Here is a 17026-nt window from a genome sequence, read left to right as displayed (position 1 = left end):
TGCTAGTAGGCGATACCAATGGCCTGCCGGACCGTCGCGGATTGATCCAGCGCGGTCAGCATCAAGTGCGCGACGTCGGCGCGAGATATCGCCGAGCCGCGAGGGACATTGCCGCCCAATACCGTTCGATAGCTTCCGGTCAGCGGCTTGTTTGAGAGTTTGGGCGGCCGCACGACGGTCCAAGCGATGCGGCTGCGCCCCAACTCGGCTTCCATCTCGGCAAGGTCGGTATAGACGTTGCGCAGCACCGTGGTGAGGATCGGCAGGACCACCGTGCGCGTGAGCAGACTTTCGCCGGGGGGCACCGGCCCGACCGGGGCCGCACTCACCGCGACCAGTCGCTCGACGCCGGTAGCCTGCATGGCTCGCACGATGCTGCGGGTACTGGTCGCGGCCACCGCAGTGTCTTTTCGGCCGTGCGGGCCTACCGCCGACAGCACCGCGTCGCTTCCCCGCAGCGCTGGCCGCAGCAGCGTTGGTTCTTCCAGCCCCGGCACGGTGCTTACCGACAGCCCGGGGCTGGTGATCGGCAGTCTGGCGGCATCGCGAACCACCGCATTGACGGAATAACCGCGTTGCAGTGCTTGTGTTACCAGGTGTTTGCCAACGCCGCCGGTGGCGCCGAAAACGGTGATCTTCATCTGGCCTCCAAAGGATTACGGTTCGTCGACGCGCTCGAGACGCGATCGACCAATCCAAAGACTATCACTAACTGAGACAATCACAAACGGTGCATCAGCTACTTGCACATCCCAAGACCATCACCTACAGTGACAATCATAAACGATGCTTACAGGTTGGGAGGGGCTATGAAACTGGTGATCTTCGGAGCGAACGGCCAGACGGGTCGGCTGGCGACCGCGCTGGCTTTGGCGGCGGGACACCACGTCACCGCGGTGACACGCCGGCCGCTCGAATTCCCGATCGCCGGAGCGCGGTTGACGGTGGCTGCTGCCGATGCGCGCGACGCGACGGCGGTCGCGCCGATTGTGCACGACGCAGCCGCGGTGGTCTCGGTGCTGGGAGCGTCATTCACACGCGAGCCGGTCGACACGTACTCGGTCGGCACCCGCACCATCGTGGATGCGATGCGAAATGCCGGCGTGCCACGCCTGGTGGTCGTCAGCTCCACCGCGGCGTATCCGATGCGGCGCCGCAATGCACCCGTGTCGCTTCGGTTCATCGAGCCGGTCATCAGCCGCACGGTCGGTAAGACGGTCTACGACGACATCCGGCGCATGGAAACCGTCGTCCGCGGTAGCCGTCTTGATTGGACAATCGTCCGCCCGTCGGGTCTATTCGACCTACCCGCCCCGACAAAGTACGTGTCCGGAAGCGTCGACCCGGTGGGTGCGTTCACCGCTCGGATCGACCTGGCGGACTACCTGGTGGCGATCGCCGCCGATACCTCCACGGCGGGCCAGACCGTCGTCGTCTCGACTACCGAGAACACCCCGAGTCTGTGGCAGATGATCCGCCGGGAAGCCGGCTGATTTCCGGGGCGTTGCCCTGCCGAAAGTGCTTGACCCACCACGCTAACGGAGGTGAATCAGTGACGTCGTGCACCGACATCAGCCCTGCTGCTACGTCAACGCGACGAGTTCCGGGCCGGTTTGAAACTAGTTCCGGTTATGCCGCGGTGCTGTCCAGCGGGTTGTTCGCGGGGTTCCTGGTGACCGTGGCGGTTTTCGAAAGTAGTTTGCGCGGTCTCGGGGCGTCGGTCTACACCCAGGTGCGGCTGATCGAACTCGACCGGCTCGGCGGCCTTGCCGCATTGCTGCTGGTGCCTGCCATTGCGGCGGCTGCGGCATTGACAGTGTCGGTGACCAGGCGGCGCGGCAGCGGCAGGTGGCTGGCGTTGATGGCATTGCTGCTGTTGCTGACTGCGCTGGTGATCAGCGCGGCCATCAGTGTCCCGATCAACACCGCGCAACAAGGCTGGTCGGTGCTGGCGCCACCGGGCGACTGGTCGGCAGTGCGCGATCGCTGGCAGGCGGCCCACGTTGCCCGCACCACCAGCGCCGTACTGGCGTTCGTGCTGCTGGCTGCGGTCACGACGCCGCGGCGCCGCAACCCGGAAGGGACTCATCATGACGACGGTTGTGGTCACTGGTGCCACGGGCAATGTCGGGCGACCGCTGGTCACCGAACTGGTCGAGGCTGGAGCGACCGTCCGCGCCGTCACTCGCCAGCCTGGCACTGCCGGCTTTCCCCGCGGTGTCGAGGTGGTGACCTCGGCTGCCGAGGGGCTTCGGGGAGCCGACGCGGTCTTCCTCAACTCTCGCGCACTGGCCGATGACCTTGCGACGGTCGTCGACCGCGCCGGCGACGAAGGCGTGACACGCCTGGTGGCTCTCTCGGCGATCAACGCCGACGACGACTTCGCGATCCAGCCATCACGCTTCCGCGGCGACCGCAACAAGGAGGTCGAACAGCTGGCCATCGAGTCCGGTCTTTCGTGGGTAAGTCTGCGGCCGACAATGTTTGTCTCGAATCTGGCTGGAATGTGGTCGACACAGCTGCAATCCGGTGATGTGGTCGCTGGGCCGTATGCCGCCGCCTCGAGCGCCCCGATCGTCGAACGGGACATCTCGGCGGTGGCCGCGCAGGCCTTGCTGACCGACAGGCTTGTCGGCCGAACGGTTGAACTGACCGGGCCCCAGGCGTTCACCAACGCGCAACTGCTGGCGACGATCGGCACGGTGGTGAACCGGCGGCTGCGCTATCAGGAGGTTTCGGTGGAGCAGGTGCGCAACAGCTTTGTCGCACTGGGGTTTCCGACCGCATTTGCGGATGCCTATATCGGTTTCCTTGCGGCCACCGTCGACAAACCAGCCGCGGTAACACGCGAGATCGACAAAATCTTGGGCCGCCCGGCTCAATCGTTCGCCGCCTGGGTCGCCGACCATCGGGCACTGTTCACCAGATCGCAAGGAGGTTAACCATGACCGCACCACAAGATTTCACCTTCGAAGCCGCTTACCGTGGTGAGGTGCCCAGCCTAGGCGCCGGTCCCAAGCCGCCGTGGAGCATCGGCGAACCGCAGCCCGAGCTCGCCGCACTGATCGAGCAGGGCAAGTTCCACGGCGACGTCCTCGACGTGGGCTGCGGCGAGGCGGCGATCTCGATCCGCCTGGCCGAACTCGGTTTCACGACAGTCGGTCTCGACCTCTCGCCAAGCGCCATTGAGCTGGCCCGGGCCGAGGCCGCCAAACGCGGGTTGACCAACGCTACCTTCGAAGTCGCAGACATCAGCGACTTCGCCGACTACCCGCCGGGATCGGAGGGCCGGTTCGGCACCATCGTCGACAGCACGCTGTTTCACTCGATTCCCGTCGAGGCGCGCGAGGGCTATCTGCAGTCGATCGCTCGCGCCGCCGCCCCCGGGGCGTCATATTTTGTGCTGGTTTTCGACCGCGCAAGCATGCCCGACGGCCCAGCCAACGCCGTCACCGGCGAGGAACTGCGCACTGCCGTGGGAAAGTACTGGGCGATCGACGACATCAAACCGGCCCGGCTGCACGGCAACCTGCCGGAGAGCTTCTCAGCACTGCCGCTGGGTGACCTGCGCGATGAACCACATGGACGCAAGTCGGTACCAGGCTGGTTGCTCAGTGCGCACCTGGGCGCGCGTTAGCTGGCAGCACCCCGCGCATTCATGAACCATGGCGCCGACGCCACCAGCACACGGCGGGATGCATAACCACTTGACCTTGACAGGGGGATCAAAGCGATGATTTCGATTCTCGACGCGCTGAGGCGATTATGGATACCCCTGGTCGTCGTGGTAGCGATGGCGACCAGCGGTTTCACCGTCTATCGACTCCACGGAATCTTCGGCGCTCACAGCATCTCAGCGGCCAGCGGCGAAAGTTTCGACCAGATCGTACCGTTCAATCCCAAACGGGTGGAGTACGAAGTTGTTGGCCCGCAAGGGACTAGCGGAAGCATCAGCTACCTGGATGAGAACGCCCAGCCGCAGCGCGCCGGCTTCACGACGCTTCCCTGGACACACACTTTCACCACGACCATTCCGGCCGTTTTCGCCAATATCGTTGCGCAGGGAAACAGCAACACCATCGGATGCCGCATCACCGTGAACGGCGAACTCAAGGAACAGCAGTACGCCAACGAAGTCAACGCCCAAACCTTCTGCCTGGTGAAGTCCGGATGAGCGACCAGAATTCGGCCCGAACGTTCCTCGCGCGGGCCACTCGCGTGCTGGCAGTGCCGATCATCCTGGTATGGCTGGCACTGACCGTAGTCAGCAACGCCGTTGTCCCCCAGTTGGAAATCGTCGGCAGGCACCACTCGGTTTCCTTGACCTCCCAGGATGCGCCGTCGACGATCGCGATGAAACGCATGGGCGCTGCGTTTCGCGAATTTGATTCCGACAGCGTGGCGATGATCGTTCTGGAAGCCGATGCACCACTGGGCGACGCCGCGCACCGCTACTACGACGATCTGGTTCGCCGACTCGAGCAGGACGTGAAACACGTTCAACACGTCCAGAACTACTGGGGTGACCTGATCACGGCGGCAGGCTCGCAGAGCGCCGACGGGAAATCTGCCTATGTGCAGTTGAACCTCGCCGGTGATGTGGGCCAGCCGCTGGGGAACGAATCCGTCGAGGCGGTCCGAAAGATCGTCTCGCGGTCCCATCCGCCGGCCGGGGTGCGGGCCTACGTGACCGGCCAAGCACCGCTTACCACCGACCTGACCGATGCCGGTGAGAAGAGCTTGGTGAAGATCACCGTGATCACCCTTGGGGTCATCGCCGTCATGCTGCTGATCGTGTATCGGTCCATCGGGACCCTGCTGACGGTGCTGACGGTGGTGGTGGTCGAAATGTCCGCTGCGCGAGGAGTTGTCGCGGTAATCGGAAACACCGGCATGCTGGGGCTGTCGACCTTCGCCACCAGCCTGCTCACGTCATTGGCGATCGCCGCCGGCACGGACTACGCAATATTCCTCGTCGGGCGATACCAGGAGGCGCGTCAGGCCGGCGAAGATCGCGAAACCGCCTACTACACCGCATACCGCGGGGTCTCCCACGTGATCTTGGGATCGGGACTGACCGTTGCGGGCGCAATGCTGTGCTTGCACTTCACCAGACTGAACTACTTCAGTTCCATGGGCATACCCAGCGCCATCGGTCTGGTCGTGGTCGTCGCGGCGTCGCTCACGCTGGGGCCGGCTGTCCTTACCGTGGGCAGCCGTCTGGGCCTGCTCGACCCGAAGCGAAAGATCAAGACGCGACGATGGCGGCGAGTCGGCACCGCGGTCATCAGGTGGCCGGTCCCCATTCTCGCCGGGGCAACAGCGATCGCCCTCATCGGCTTGCTCGCCCTGCCCGGATATCGGACGAACTACAACGATCGCCGCTACATCCCCGGCGATTTGCCAACCAATGTCGGATACGCGGCCGCGGAACGCCATTTCGGCGCGGCGCGAATGAACCCCGACATGTTGTTGGTGGAGACCGACCACGACTTGCGTAATCCGAGCGACATGCTCGTGTTGGACAGGATCGCCAAGAATATATTCCGGGTGCCGGGTATCGCCAGAGTGCAGAGCATTACGAGGCCGCTGGGCGCCCCGATCGAGCACAGCTCGATACCGTTCCAGATCGGCATGCAGTCCGTCTCCACGACCGAAAACATGCAATTCTTGAAGGACCGCATGGCCGACATGAAAAAGATGAGCGACGACTTCGGAATAATGGTTGCGGCGATGGAGCGCATGATGGATCTGATGCGCCAGCTTGCCGACACCACACATCACATGGTCGGCGACACCGAGCAAATGCAGGCCACGACCAACGAGATGCGGGACCATCTGGCCGATTTCGATGATTTCTTCCGGCCGCTACGGAGCTACTTCTATTGGGAGAAACATTGCTTCAACATACCGATCTGCTGGTCGATGAGATCGGTGTTCGACGGTCTGGACGGCGTGGACGAATTGACCGACAGCCTCGGCTCGCTGTTGAACGATGTGAAGAGCATGGACGCGGTAATGCCGCAGCTACTCGACCAGCTGCCACCGATGATCGCCGTATCAAAGAGCATGCAGACAACGCTATTGACCATGTACAGCAGTTTCGACGGGATGATCACCCAGATCGAGCGGATGACCGATACCGCGACCGCTATGGGACAGGCGTTCGACGCGGCAAAAAACGACGACTTTTTCTACCTGCCTCCGGAGGCCTTCCAGAATCCGGATTTCCAGCGCGGGCTCAAACTGATGGTCTCACCGGACAACAAGTCCGCACGGATCATCATCACCCACGACACCGACCCGGCGACACCGGAGGGGATCTCGCATGTCGACGCCGAGCTCCAAGCAGCACGCGAAGCGGTGAAGGGTACGCCGCTGGCGGGTGCGCGATTCTATCTTGGCGGTACCGCCGCGACGTATAAAGATATACAAACCGGCGCAAAATGGGATCTCCTGATCGCAGCGGTAGCCGCGATAACGCTGATTTTCATCGTCATGCTGGTGCTTACCCGCGCGCTGTTCGCCTCCGTCGTGATCATCGGGACGGTGGTGCTGTCACTCGGCGCGTCATTTGGTCTCTCGATCCTGCTTTGGCAATACATTCTCGGCATCGAACTGCATTGGATGACGCTGGCGTTTTCGGTGATCGTTTTGCTGGCTGTCGGATCCGACTACAACCTGTTGGTGGTGTCCCGGTTCAAAGAAGAAATCGGCGCGGGACTGAAAACCGGAATTATCAGATCCATGGGGGCCACCGGGGGTGTGGTAACGGCAGCCGGCCTGGTGTTCGCCGTCACGATGGCCGCCATGGTGACCAGCGAGCTACGCGCAATCGGGCAGGGCGGCACCACGATCGGGCTGGGATTGCTGTTCGACACCTTGGTAGTGCGTTCTCTGATGACACCATCGATTGCCGCGCTACTGGGGCGCTGGTTTTGGTGGCCGCTAGCGGTCCGAAGCCGCCCACCGCGGGCTGATAACGCGTCAACACCGCCTCGGCAACGGCCAGCCGAGCCGGAACTGGCCCTAAGCGGATATCGGGAAATATGATGCACCGCAACAACATTGATTATGCCAGCCGGCGCGCCCCGACCATAGGACTTGCCGCCGGCCTCGCCGCTGCGGTGGCCGCCGTGGGACTCGTCTTCGCCGCGCCCGCGTCCGCAGATGTCGATACCGATTTCTCAGATCAACTGCGCGCATACGGTATCTACGGCTCTCGCGACTACAACGCTTGGATAGCGAAGATCACCTGCGAGCGACTGGAGCACGGTATCGATGCCGACGCCGATGGGTCGGCGGGGTTCGTGTCCGACAACCTTCCCCGGGGTAGCACCACCGCGCAAGCCTGGCAATTCCTGGCCGCCGCGGTCGGCAATTACTGCCCGGACCGGGCAGCGGTCCTGCGGCGCGCCGCGGAACGGCAGCGCTGATGTCCGCGGGCATTCTAAATCTAAAACGTATGCCGGAAAGGATGTTTGATGAGCAGTCCGGATCGCAGCAACCGCCGTCACAATGGAATCGGGGTGATCATGGCGATGCTCGCCATGGGCGCCGGCATCGCAGGAGCGCCCGGTATCGCGTCGGCCGACGCAACCGACGATTACCCGATACCCCACCGGATGATCGTCACGACGTGTACAGCTGAACAAATCATGTCCGCCGCGCGAGATGTGGAACCCGTCTACTACGAGCGGTACCTGATTGACTACCATAACCATTCGCCGGAGATTCAGCAGGCAACCCGCGACCAGATGCACTGGTTCTATTCGCTCGATGCCGCCGCCCGGCGAGCGTATTCGGAGCAGTTGGTGACGCACTTCGCCGATCCACTTACCGTGGCGTGGCCCAATTACGCCAAGCTGTTCTTCAACAACAAGGGCGTCGCCGCGCACACCACCGACATCTGCGGAGAATATCCGTCGAACGACCAGGCTGCCTGGAACTGGTAGCGCCGCACCGGACATTGCACTCCCGACGCCACCTGCCCAACGGCATCCGAAGGGTTATTGCTAACCGCGGTCAGACATTCGAGGATGAACTCCTGGGATGAGTCCGGCTCCGGCGGCCATGCGCTGCAAGAGCTTTCGGAGTGTGTCGCGTTCGTTGGATGACAGCGCCGCAGACATCTCTTCGTCGAGCTCCCGACCCGATTCATCGAGAGTAGGGAGCAGGCGGCGACCCTTGTCGGTCAGGGTTACCGCGAATGCCCGCCGGTCGTCGGGGTGCCGCAATCGCTTGACCAGCCGCCTGCGCTCCAGATCGTCGATGACGGTCACCATCACGTTGCGGTGGATCCCCAACCGCGCTGACAGCTGGCGCTGAGATTGACCATCGTCGGATGCCAGCGCCAACAGCACCGCATAGGACCGTGGTTCCACTCCGGTGGGAGCCAGTCGGCGATGGAACTCCGCATCACTGTAGGAACCCAGTTGGGAGAGCAGAAACGCAATGCGTTCATCCAACGCGGTAATGCCCAAACGACTTTCAGCCATTTATGAAGGTTAGCACCTAAATTTGATCGTCAGCGTCAATGATAATCAATACGGCCCAAAGACGCTGTTAGTCCGCGACCAGCGCCGACGCCGCTCGCAGGTGCGCGACGGCGTCGCGCACGATCGACTCGATCAATTCCGCGCACGACGGCAGGTCGTCGAGAATGCCCGCAACCTGACCCGACGCCAGCACCCCGGCATCGGTGTTGCCGTCGACCAGGCCGGCCTTGAGCAGCATCGGGGTGTTGGCCGCCATCACCACCTGCGACCACGTCAACTCCTTGCCGTGGCGCATGGCCAGGCCGTCGCGGATCATCGATCGCCAGCTCGTCTTCGACATCTTCTTGAATTTGCCGGCGTTTCGCACCGCCGCGATGAAACCCCTTATCCGCGAACCGCTTTCCAGTTTCTCGACCAGACCGGTGCGCAGCACCCGGTGCGGCATGCCGTCGACGCGGGTGGTGACGACGGTGCCGTCCAGTGCGGCCTGAAGATAGCGCTGTTTGACCGCGTCGGGCACGGTGGAATCCGACGTCAGCAGAAACCGGGTGCCCATAGCGACCCCAGCCGCGCCATAGGCCAGTGCTGCGGCCAGACCGCGCCCGTCGAAGAAACCGCCCGCGGCGATCACCGGGATGCCGGTGCCCTGCACGGCATCCAGGACCGACGGCAGCAACAGCGTGGTCGCCACCGGTCCGGTGTGGCCGCCGCCTTCGCCGCCCTGCACGATCATCGCGTCGGCACCCCAGGCCGCGACCTTGCGGGCGTGTTTGGCCGCGCCGATCGACGGGATGACGACCGCGCCGGCCTCTTTAAGCCGAGCGATCAACTCGGGTTTGGGCGCCAGGGCGAAGGAGGCGACCTTGACACCCTCGCGGATCATCAACTCGACGCGGTCCGGGGCGTCGGCGGCGTCGGCGCGGATGTTGACCCCGAACGGCTTGTTCGTGGCGGCCTTGACTTTGCCGATGGCCGTCGCCAATTCGTCCAGGGTCATGGTGGCCGACGCCAGGATGCCGAGGCCGCCCGCGTTGGCGGTGGCCGACACCAGGCGGGCGCCGGCCACCCAGCCCATGCCGGTCTGCACCACCGGATGCTCGACGCCGACCAGCTCGGTCAGCGGGGTCTTGAGCCGCACTATCGAATCTCTCTATCGCGCAACGCCTTCGGATCGATGACCTCGCGGATGAGCCGCAGCTCGTCGTCGGTCGGTTGCCGGGATTCACCGGCGCCGCCAAGCCCGTGCACCTCGAACGAGGTGGCTTCGCGGACCTCGTCGGGCGATACCCCGGGGTGCAGGGACACCGCGCGCATGGTGTGGTCCGGGCCGCCGAAGTCGAACACGCCGAGGTTGGTCACCACCCGGTGCACGTTGACGAACCGGAATGCCGGATTCCCGGGGTCGACCTTGTCGTAGCCGATGCCGGAGACCACGTCGACGGCGTCGACGAACACCCGCTTCGAGTGATTGCCGACCCAGTAACTGGTGGCGTGATTGATGGTGTTGCCCGGCGATCCGCGGACCCCGAACATCTGCCGGGTCGGGTGTTGCAGCGGCCCGAACGCCGAGATGTTCTGATTGCCGTAGCGGTCAACCTGATTGGCGCCCATCACCACATGCCGTCGGCCCCAGGCCAGCGTCTCGAATACCCGGCCGAACGGCATCCAGCCCTCGACGGCGCCGGTCTTGCCCAGCGGCGGAGTATCGGCGAGCAGCTGCGCCTCGCCGTCGGTGAGCAAGATGTCCGGGGAAAAGGTAAGCCGCGCCAGCCGCGCCCCGACCGAGGCCATGGTGGTCATCGGACTGATCATGATTTCGCCCGCGTCCCGGAACAACTCGGCGCAGGCGACTGCGCAGATTTCGGCCCGGGTGCTCATGACGACGCTCCAAACTCGCGTATCGCGGCCTGGTAGTCGTCTTCGCCGCCGGAAAGGTAGTTGGCGACGAACTCCCGCCAGCCGTCCTCGGTGGACGCCGCCTCGGCATAGTGCCGCTGGAACTTCTCGTCGCGGCCGTAATCCGGTGCGGCGGTGGTGAAGTGGGCCCCACCGGGCGCGTCGACCACCGCGTCGACCATCATCCGGTTCACTAGTAGGGCCTGCGGTGGAACGGCCTTGACCAGCTCCTCGGTGGAGACGATGCGTTCGACCGACAGGAACCGCTTTTCGGCGGCCATCAGAAAGAGGTCGTCGAAGTAGGGGTCGATGCCGGTGTAGGCCGCATTGCCGTGGCAGTCACCGAGATTGAGGTGGGCGAAGGCGGCGTCCAGGCGCAGCGCCGGCATGGCGATGAGGGTTTCGTGCGGGCCGCCGGGGGCCGGGTAGGGACTGGTCACGGTGGCCAGCTCGCCCTCCCAGAAGTCCGGAACCGAGCTGCCCAGGCCGGCGCGGATCGGCAGAAACGGCAGCCGCTGGGCGGCTGCCTGAAGCCCGCACCGTAGCATGCCTTCGTCCATTTCCCGGGCTTCGATGGCGCCGCTGGTCCGGGCTTTGGCGAACCAGGGGTCGTAGAACGGCGGCGAGTCCAGTGAGACGAACCCGTAGTAGACCCGCTTGACCTTCCCGGCCGCACATAGCAGTCCCAGGTCCGGTCCGCCGTAGGTGACCACGGTGAGGTCGGTGACATCGGTGCGCAGCATGGCGCGCACGAAAGCCATGGGTTTGCGCCGCGAACCCCAGCCGGCGATGCCGATGGTCATGCCGCTGCGCAACTGCGCGACGGCGTCGTCGAGCGTGGTTCTCTTGTCGGGCACTATGCGCCGCTCCTCATCCTCGCTTCGCTCTGCATCGTCGCCGGCGGCTATGACTTCTTCACGAACGCGTCGCGGTGCTCGTCGGACACCCCGGCCAGGTTGAGCTCGAAGGTAAATCCCTGTTCCATGCGGTAACTCGAGTTGACCCGTTGCACGTCGATGAAGTTCAGCGCCTCCTTGGCGGCGCGGATGACCCGGGTGTCCTTGGCGGCGATGTCACGCGCCACCCGCAGGGCCGCCTCGTCGAGTTCGGCGCGGGGCACCACCTCGTGCACCGAGCCGAAGTGGTGCAACGTGGCGGCGTCCACGGTGGTGGCGGTGAAGAACAGCCGCCGCATCATGTGCTGCGGCACCAGCCGCGACAGATGAGTGGCGGCACCGAGCGCGCCGCGCTCCACCTCCGGCAGCCCGAATCTGGCGTCGTCGGAGGCCACGATGACATCGGAGTTGCCGACCAGGCCGATGCCGCCGCCCACACAGAATCCGTTGACGGCGGCGATCACCGGCACCGCGCATTCGTAGACGGCGCGGAATGCGGCAAAGCAGCCGCGGTTGGCGTCGATCAGCGCGGTGTACCCCTGGGAAGCTTGAGTGCGCTGCATTTCCTTGATGTCCACACCGGCGTTGAAGCCACGGCCCGCGGCGCGCAGGATCACCGCGTGGGTTTCGGGGTCGGCGCCCGCGGCCGTGATGACCTCGGCGAGGTCGAACCAGCCGCGTGACGGGATGGCGTTGACGGGCGGGTAGTCGACGGTGACCGCGACTATGCCCGGCTCCAGGGTGGCGGATGTGATTGGCAATTGGCACTTCCTGTCGAGAACCCGGGTACCTGAGCAAGCACTTGCTTGGTACGCTAGCACAGTGACCCGTGCCGACGCAGGCCCTCTGGCCGGAGAAGCCATCAATCTAGGTCTGGCCGGGCGGGTGGTGTTGGTGACCGGCGGTGTTCGGGGGGTAGGCGCCGGCATCAGCGCGGTCTTCGCCGAACAAGGCGCGACCGTCATCACCTGCGCACGACGAGTCGTCGAAGGTCTGCCGTATGAGTTCCACGCCTGCGACATTCGCGACGAGGACTCGGTGGGCCGGATGATGGGCGCCATCGCCGAACGCCACGGCCGCCTCGACGTGTTGGTCAACAACGCGGGAGGGTCGCCGTACGCGCTGGCGGCCGAGGCCACGCACAATTTTCACCGCAAGATCGTCGAACTCAATGTGCTTGCGCCGCTGCTTGTTTCGCAGCAGGCTAACGCGCTGATGCGACAGCAGCACCGCGGCGGGGCGATCGTGAACGTCTGCAGTGTCAGCGGTCGGCGTCCCACTCCGGGGACCGCCGCATACGGGGCGGCCAAGGCTGGGCTCGAAAACCTCACTGCCACACTGGCCGTGGAATGGGCTCCGCAGGTCCGGGTCAACGCGGTGGTGGTCGGCATGGTCGAGACCGAACAATCCGGGTTGTTCTACGGAGATGCCGAGTCGGTTGCCCGCGTCGCCGCCACCGTGCCCATGGGCCGGCTGGCGAAACCCGTCGACGTCGGTTGGGCCGCAGCGTTTTTGACGTCCGATGTGGCTTCGTATATCAGCGGCGCCACGCTGGAGGTGCACGGCGGCGGGGAACCGCCGCCGTATCTGGCCGCCTCGAGCGCCAACAAGTAACTAATCAAGGAGTCAGGGTATGGGTTTGGTCGACGGGCGGGTGGTGATCGTCACCGGAGCGGGCGGCGGTATCGGTCGCGCGCATGCGCTGGCCTTCGCGGCCGAGGGCGCGCGCGTGGTGGTCAACGACATCGGGGTGGGGCTGGACGGTTCACCCGCAAGCGGCGGCAGCGCGGCGCAGGGCGTGGTCGACGAGATCACCGCGGCCGGTGGCGAAGCGGTCGCCAACGGATCCGACGTCTCGGACTGGAACCAGGCGGCCGGCCTGATCCAGACCGCCGTCGAAACCTTCGGTGGCCTCGACGTTTTGGTGAACAACGCCGGCATCGTGCGCGACCGGATGATGGCCAACACCAGCGAGCAGGAGTTCGATGCCGTCATCGCGGTGCACCTCAAGGGCCACTTCGCCACGATGCGGCATGCCGCGTCATATTGGCGGGGACTGTCCAAGGCGGGGAAAGCCCCGGAAGCTATTGACGCCCGGATCATCAACACCAGCTCCGGTGCGGGCCTGCAGGGAAGCGTCGGGCAGGGCAACTACAGCGCCGCCAAGGCGGGCATCGCGGCGATGACACTCGTCGGCGCCGCGGAGATGGGCCGCTACGGCGTTACCGTCAACGCCATCGCACCGTCGGCTCGGACTCGCATGACCGAGACCGTCTTTGCCGAGATGATGGCCAAGCCCGACGAGGGTTTCGACGCGATGGCGCCGGAGAACATCTCCCCGCTGGTGGTGTGGCTGGGCAGCGCCGAAGCCCGCGACGTCACCGGAAAGGTGTTCGAGGTCGAGGGCGGCATCATCCGAGTCGCCGAGGGCTGGGCGCACGGCCCGCAGGTCGACAAGGGCGCGCGATGGGATCCCGCCGAGTTGGGGCCCGTCGTCGCCGACCTGCTGGCCAAGTCGCGGCCACCGGTACCGGTTTACGGGGCCTGATTGCCAATGGATGAACCCGTGGCACTATCGCTCGGCGAGTTGGCTCGGCCCAGCGGCCTCTCGGCCGTCTTTTGCGCCGGCGCCTCCCCGCTGGGCCACCGGTGGGAACTCCGCGGAACCGATAACGCTCTGCTGGCCCGTACCGCCCGAGTGCACAGCGGCGGCAAAGCGGCACAGAAGTTCTGGAAGCTGGTGACCTTGACGGGCATGGATGTCGGCAATGACATCCACGTCGAGGTGCGCGGCGCGGGCGGTGCGGTCTTGGCCCGGATCAGCTCGATCAACGAGAAGCCGGCTCCGGTGACGCTCAGCGATCCCGACCGGCGGCAAATCGCTAAGACTGTCCGCAAGAAGGACGATGTGACCGTATTCGGGTCCGACGACAGCGTGCTCGCTCAACTGGTCTGCGACGGCGACGGGCCGTGGCCGGTGCTCGACAGTGCAGCCGTTGTGGTGGGCCAGCTGGTTGGCGGCGAGCCGGGACCGTCGCTCAAGCCGGAGCTCCTCGAGTCGTTGTTGTTCCCCCGGGAGGCGATCAATTCGGCGGCGTACAAGCAGAGCCAGCATCTGGGGTTGCGCCGGGTGACGCGGTACACGTTCCTGCCGGCGACCGGGAAGACGCCGTCGTTGCCGCTGGCGTTGCTGCCGTTGATGGCCGGACTCATCTACTGAGTTATTTTGCGGTTGCATTGGCTACGCGACGCCGGAAATCCTGGCGAAGTCCAGGACGCGCTGCTTTCAACCGCGATACGGTGCGTCCCTAATACCGACCATGTCGCGGGTACTCGGACACCAGCAGGGATGTCATGGCCCATCGGGAGGTGTCAGATGTCAACATTGATCGCGGTGCCCGAGCTCCTGGATTCGGCCGCAACGGATCTGGCCAGTATTGCTTCGACGCTCACGGGACCGGCGGTACCGGAGGAAACCTCTTGGGCGTCAACGGTTCTGACGGGTTGACGTAGCCGGCCGGTTGGCGCGGTGAAATTCTTTGTCCGGGTCGCCCGTCACAGCCGGCCAACGCGACAACCGGCCGAAGCGGCCCTCAGCGCCCGTCGCTACGGCTCGCAGACCACGATCGGTATGGCCCGGTCGGTCCAGGACTGATAATCCTCGTAGGTCGGATACATGTCCACCAACTGCCGCCAGTACGTGGCGCGCTCCTCGTCGGTGGCGTCGCGCGCGGTGAGATCGAGAACTTCCTTCTTGATCTGCACCTGAACCTTGGGGTTGGCCTTGAGGTTTAGATACCACATCGGGTTCTTGTCGGCGCCGCCCTTGGAGGCGGCGACAATCACCCGGTCGCCGTCGCGCAGGAAGTACAACGGACTGACCCGCGGCTGGCCGGTCTTGCGACCGGTGGTGGTCAGCAGAGCGACCGGGATCTTCTGGAAGGTGCCACCGAGGCCCTCGCCGCCGTTGCGTCGATACATCCAGGTATTGAGGCGCGACATCCACTTGATCAGAACATCGGTGAACGGCGAATTCAGAAACCTCGGCGGCGACTTCGGCATGACGACATCCTACGGGCGCGCTACCGCTGAATGAACGGGCGAAAGCGCACGACGATGTGCGCGATCTCGGCCTTCCCGCTGGGGCTATCGGCGGGAATCACGAACGTCTCGTTGACTCGTGAGGCGATTCGCCGGCCGGCGAAGGCGGCCTTGGTTAGCACGTCGTAGGTCGCGTGCACCTCATCGCCGACGATGCGATAGTCCGGTGGTGTCGCATCGGCGATCACCCGGTACTGAAGTCCCCGGTTGAGGCTGCGCCGCAGGTGAGCGCCGGAAAACCCGTTCTTGACACCCTGCTCGACCCGGGTGCAGCCGGGCGCGAACGGCACCTTGTCGGCATCATGGCTGACCAGCGCGTCGATGTAGGCCTGCGCCGCGGCAACGCGGTCTTCGTCGGAGACCGTCATCAGATTCGTTCGATGATGGTCCCGGTGGACAGGGCACCGCCGGCGCACATGGTGATCAGCGCGGTGCTTTGGTCCGTGCGCTCCAGCTCGTGCAATGCGGTGGTGATCAGCCGGCTGCCGGTGCACCCCACCGGATGGCCCAATGCGATCGCGCCGCCGTTGACGTTGACCCGATCCATGTCCGGCTCGTGGACCCGCGCCCAGGACAGCACCACGGAGGCGAACGCCTCGTTGATCTCGGTGATATCGATGTCGCCCATCTTCATGCCGGCCTTTTCGAGCACCTTTGCCGTCGACTGCACCGGGCCATCCAGGTGGTAGTACGGCTCGGCGCCGACGAGCGCCTGGCTGACGATCCGCGCGCGCGGCCTCAAACCGAGCGCCTTGGCTTTGTCTTCGTCCATCCACAACACCGCGGCCGCGCCGTCGGAGATCTGCGATGACGTGCCCGCGGTGTGAATGCCGCCTTCGAGTACCGGCTTCAGCTGGCTGAGCCCCTCCATGGTGGTGTCCCGCAGGCCCTGGTCGCGACCGACCAGATGGCGCTCGCTGGTGGGCTGCTTCTGCTCGTCGAGCACCGGCGCCTCGATGGGCGAGATCTCCCGGTCGAAACGGCCCTCGTCCCAGGCGCGCTTGGCGCGTAGCTGTGACTGGAGTCCGAAGGTGTCGATGTCCTCGCGGGTGATCCCGCGGCGCTTGGCGATTCGCTCGGCGGCCTCGAACTGGTTGGGCATGTCGATGTCCCACGACGCCGCCCGCCAGTTGCGGTCCGGCCCCGCGTTGGCCCCTAGGCCGACCCGGCTCATCGCCTCGATTCCGCAGGAGATGCCGACGTCGATCGCGCCGGCTGCGATCAGCCCCGCGATCAGGTGATTGGCCTGCTGCCCGCTGCCGCACTGACAGTCGACGGTGGTGGCGCCCACGTGTTCGGGCAAGCCCACGGTCAACCACGCGGTGCGGCTGATGTTGTTGGACTGCTCCGCGAATTGGGTCACGCAGCCGCCGATGACCTGCTCGACCTCTCCCGCGTCGATCCCGGCCTTGTGCACCAGTGCCTTCTGCACCGCTCCCAGCAGCTCGGTCGCGTGCAAACCTGACAGCCACCCATTCCGCTTGCCGATTGGGCTGCGTGTGGCCTCGACGATTACCGGGTTACCCATGGAGCCAGGCTAGAACACGTTTCATTACTATGACAAGCGACGATGGGTAGGTGCCTTTTGTCTGCGGTGAAGGCATGTTTTACTGGCAATAGAGCATCACTAGGACA

The 17026-nt window shown here is 64.8% G+C and carries 19 protein-coding genes and 1 pseudogene; 11 read left to right on the top strand and 9 right to left on the bottom strand.

Translation table 11 applies throughout. From position 1 onward, the window contains the following. Positions 1-2: 2 nt before the first annotated feature. Complete coding sequence (locus BST40_RS05045; RefSeq protein ID WP_083153635.1) at positions 3-641, bottom strand: NAD(P)-dependent oxidoreductase; 639 nt, start codon at positions 639-641, stop codon at positions 3-5. 168 nt (positions 642-809) lie between these two features. Between BST40_RS05045 and BST40_RS05040 the strand changes: the two genes are divergently transcribed. From BST40_RS05040 to BST40_RS05005, 8 genes and pseudogenes are all read left to right on the top strand, one after another. Next, positions 810-1493: an NAD(P)-dependent oxidoreductase gene (locus tag BST40_RS05040; protein ID WP_075547626.1), complete on the top strand. Its 684-nt coding sequence runs from the start codon at positions 810-812 to the stop codon at positions 1491-1493. Positions 1494-1822: 329 nt separating this feature from the next. Further along, positions 1823-1981, top strand: a pseudogene (locus tag BST40_RS33120) (hypothetical protein); the annotation flags it as partial. A gap of 109 nt (positions 1982-2090) precedes the next feature. Continuing rightward, on the top strand, positions 2091-2942 hold the full coding sequence (locus BST40_RS05030) for an NAD(P)H-binding protein (protein ID WP_075547627.1): 852 nt from the start codon (positions 2091-2093) through the stop codon (positions 2940-2942). A 2-nt stretch (positions 2943-2944) separates the two neighbouring features. Then, positions 2945-3637, top strand: a complete 693-nt coding sequence (locus BST40_RS05025) for a class I SAM-dependent methyltransferase (RefSeq protein WP_075547628.1) — start codon at positions 2945-2947, stop codon at positions 3635-3637. A gap of 156 nt (positions 3638-3793) precedes the next feature. Then, positions 3794-4174 carry an MmpS family transport accessory protein gene (locus tag BST40_RS05020; protein ID WP_240316518.1) on the top strand — a complete coding sequence of 127 codons (381 nt, stop codon included), beginning with the start codon at positions 3794-3796 and terminating at the stop codon, positions 4172-4174. Continuing rightward, positions 4171-7053, top strand: a complete 2883-nt coding sequence (locus BST40_RS05015) for an MMPL/RND family transporter (RefSeq protein ID WP_075547630.1) — start codon at positions 4171-4173, stop codon at positions 7051-7053. The genes BST40_RS05020 and BST40_RS05015 overlap by 4 nt, the downstream gene beginning before the upstream one ends. Beyond that, on the top strand, positions 7053-7436 hold the full coding sequence (locus BST40_RS05010; protein ID WP_083153682.1) for a DUF732 domain-containing protein: 384 nt from the start codon (positions 7053-7055) through the stop codon (positions 7434-7436). Before BST40_RS05015 ends, BST40_RS05010 begins: the two co-directional genes overlap by 1 nt. 99 nt (positions 7437-7535) lie before the next feature. Next, positions 7536-7955 (top strand): DUF5078 domain-containing protein, encoded by a 420-nt coding sequence (locus BST40_RS05005; protein WP_089025014.1) that lies wholly within the window; start codon positions 7536-7538, stop codon positions 7953-7955. 60 nt (positions 7956-8015) lie between these two features. On the opposite strand, the gene BST40_RS05000 is transcribed toward BST40_RS05005, so the two are convergent. From BST40_RS05000 to echA20, 5 genes are all read right to left on the bottom strand, one after another. Then, positions 8016-8498: a MarR family winged helix-turn-helix transcriptional regulator gene (locus BST40_RS05000; RefSeq protein WP_075547632.1), complete on the bottom strand. Its 483-nt coding sequence runs from the start codon at positions 8496-8498 to the stop codon at positions 8016-8018. Between the two features lie 67 nt (positions 8499-8565). Next, complete coding sequence (ipdC, locus tag BST40_RS04995) at positions 8566-9636, bottom strand: (3aS,4S,5R,7aS)-5-hydroxy-7a-methyl-1-oxo-octahydro-1H-indene-4-carboxyl-CoA dehydrogenase (protein ID WP_089025010.1); 1071 nt, start codon at positions 9634-9636, stop codon at positions 8566-8568. Then, on the bottom strand, positions 9636-10376 hold the full coding sequence (gene ipdB, locus BST40_RS04990; RefSeq protein WP_075547634.1) for a cholesterol ring-cleaving hydrolase subunit IpdB: 741 nt from the start codon (positions 10374-10376) through the stop codon (positions 9636-9638). Before ipdB ends, ipdC begins: the two co-directional genes overlap by 1 nt. Beyond that, positions 10373-11251 (bottom strand): cholesterol ring-cleaving hydrolase subunit IpdA, encoded by an 879-nt coding sequence (ipdA, locus tag BST40_RS04985; RefSeq protein ID WP_075547635.1) that lies wholly within the window; start codon positions 11249-11251, stop codon positions 10373-10375. Before ipdA ends, ipdB begins: the two co-directional genes overlap by 4 nt. A gap of 47 nt (positions 11252-11298) precedes the next feature. Further along, positions 11299-12051, bottom strand: a complete 753-nt coding sequence (echA20, locus tag BST40_RS04980) for a (7aS)-7a-methyl-1,5-dioxo-2,3,5,6,7,7a-hexahydro-1H-indene-carboxyl-CoA hydrolase (protein WP_083044210.1) — start codon at positions 12049-12051, stop codon at positions 11299-11301. 85 nt (positions 12052-12136) lie between these two features. Here echA20 and BST40_RS04975 point away from each other — a divergent pair, with 85 nt between their 5' ends. Genes BST40_RS04975 through BST40_RS04965 form a run of 3 tightly spaced genes read left to right on the top strand, consistent with a single transcriptional unit; the run spans position 12137 to position 14510 of the window. Beyond that, on the top strand, positions 12137-12904 hold the full coding sequence (locus BST40_RS04975; RefSeq protein WP_241780265.1) for an SDR family oxidoreductase: 768 nt from the start codon (positions 12137-12139) through the stop codon (positions 12902-12904). A 19-nt stretch (positions 12905-12923) separates the two neighbouring features. Beyond that, positions 12924-13838, top strand: coding sequence for an SDR family oxidoreductase (locus tag BST40_RS04970; RefSeq protein WP_075547638.1), 915 nt, complete (start codon positions 12924-12926; stop codon positions 13836-13838). A gap of 18 nt (positions 13839-13856) precedes the next feature. Further along, on the top strand, positions 13857-14510 hold the full coding sequence (locus tag BST40_RS04965; protein WP_131808306.1) for a hypothetical protein: 654 nt from the start codon (positions 13857-13859) through the stop codon (positions 14508-14510). A gap of 386 nt (positions 14511-14896) precedes the next feature. Here the strand turns inward: BST40_RS04965 and BST40_RS04960 are convergent, their stop codons facing one another. From BST40_RS04960 to BST40_RS04950, 3 genes are read right to left on the bottom strand one after another with little or no spacing between them, the layout of a single operon-like run. Beyond that, a complete protein-coding gene (locus tag BST40_RS04960) occupies positions 14897-15352 on the bottom strand; it encodes a nitroreductase family deazaflavin-dependent oxidoreductase (protein WP_075547640.1) in 456 nt (151 codons plus the stop codon). A 20-nt stretch (positions 15353-15372) separates the two neighbouring features. Further along, the gene (locus tag BST40_RS04955; RefSeq protein ID WP_075547641.1) at positions 15373-15759 is read right to left on the bottom strand and encodes a DUF8021 domain-containing protein; all 387 of its coding nucleotides are present in this window, start codon (positions 15757-15759) and stop codon (positions 15373-15375) included. After that, positions 15759-16919 carry a steroid 3-ketoacyl-CoA thiolase gene (locus BST40_RS04950; protein WP_083153631.1) on the bottom strand — a complete coding sequence of 387 codons (1161 nt, stop codon included), beginning with the start codon at positions 16917-16919 and terminating at the stop codon, positions 15759-15761. Before BST40_RS04950 ends, BST40_RS04955 begins: the two co-directional genes overlap by 1 nt. Between the last annotated feature and the right edge of the window lie 107 nt (positions 16920-17026).

It is taken from the genome of Mycobacterium persicum (assembly GCF_002086675.1).
Classification (GTDB): Bacteria; Actinomycetota; Actinomycetes; order Mycobacteriales; family Mycobacteriaceae; genus Mycobacterium; species Mycobacterium persicum.
The sequence above is the reverse complement of the archived record's forward strand: the minus strand, read 5'-3'. Positions and strand labels throughout refer to the sequence as shown.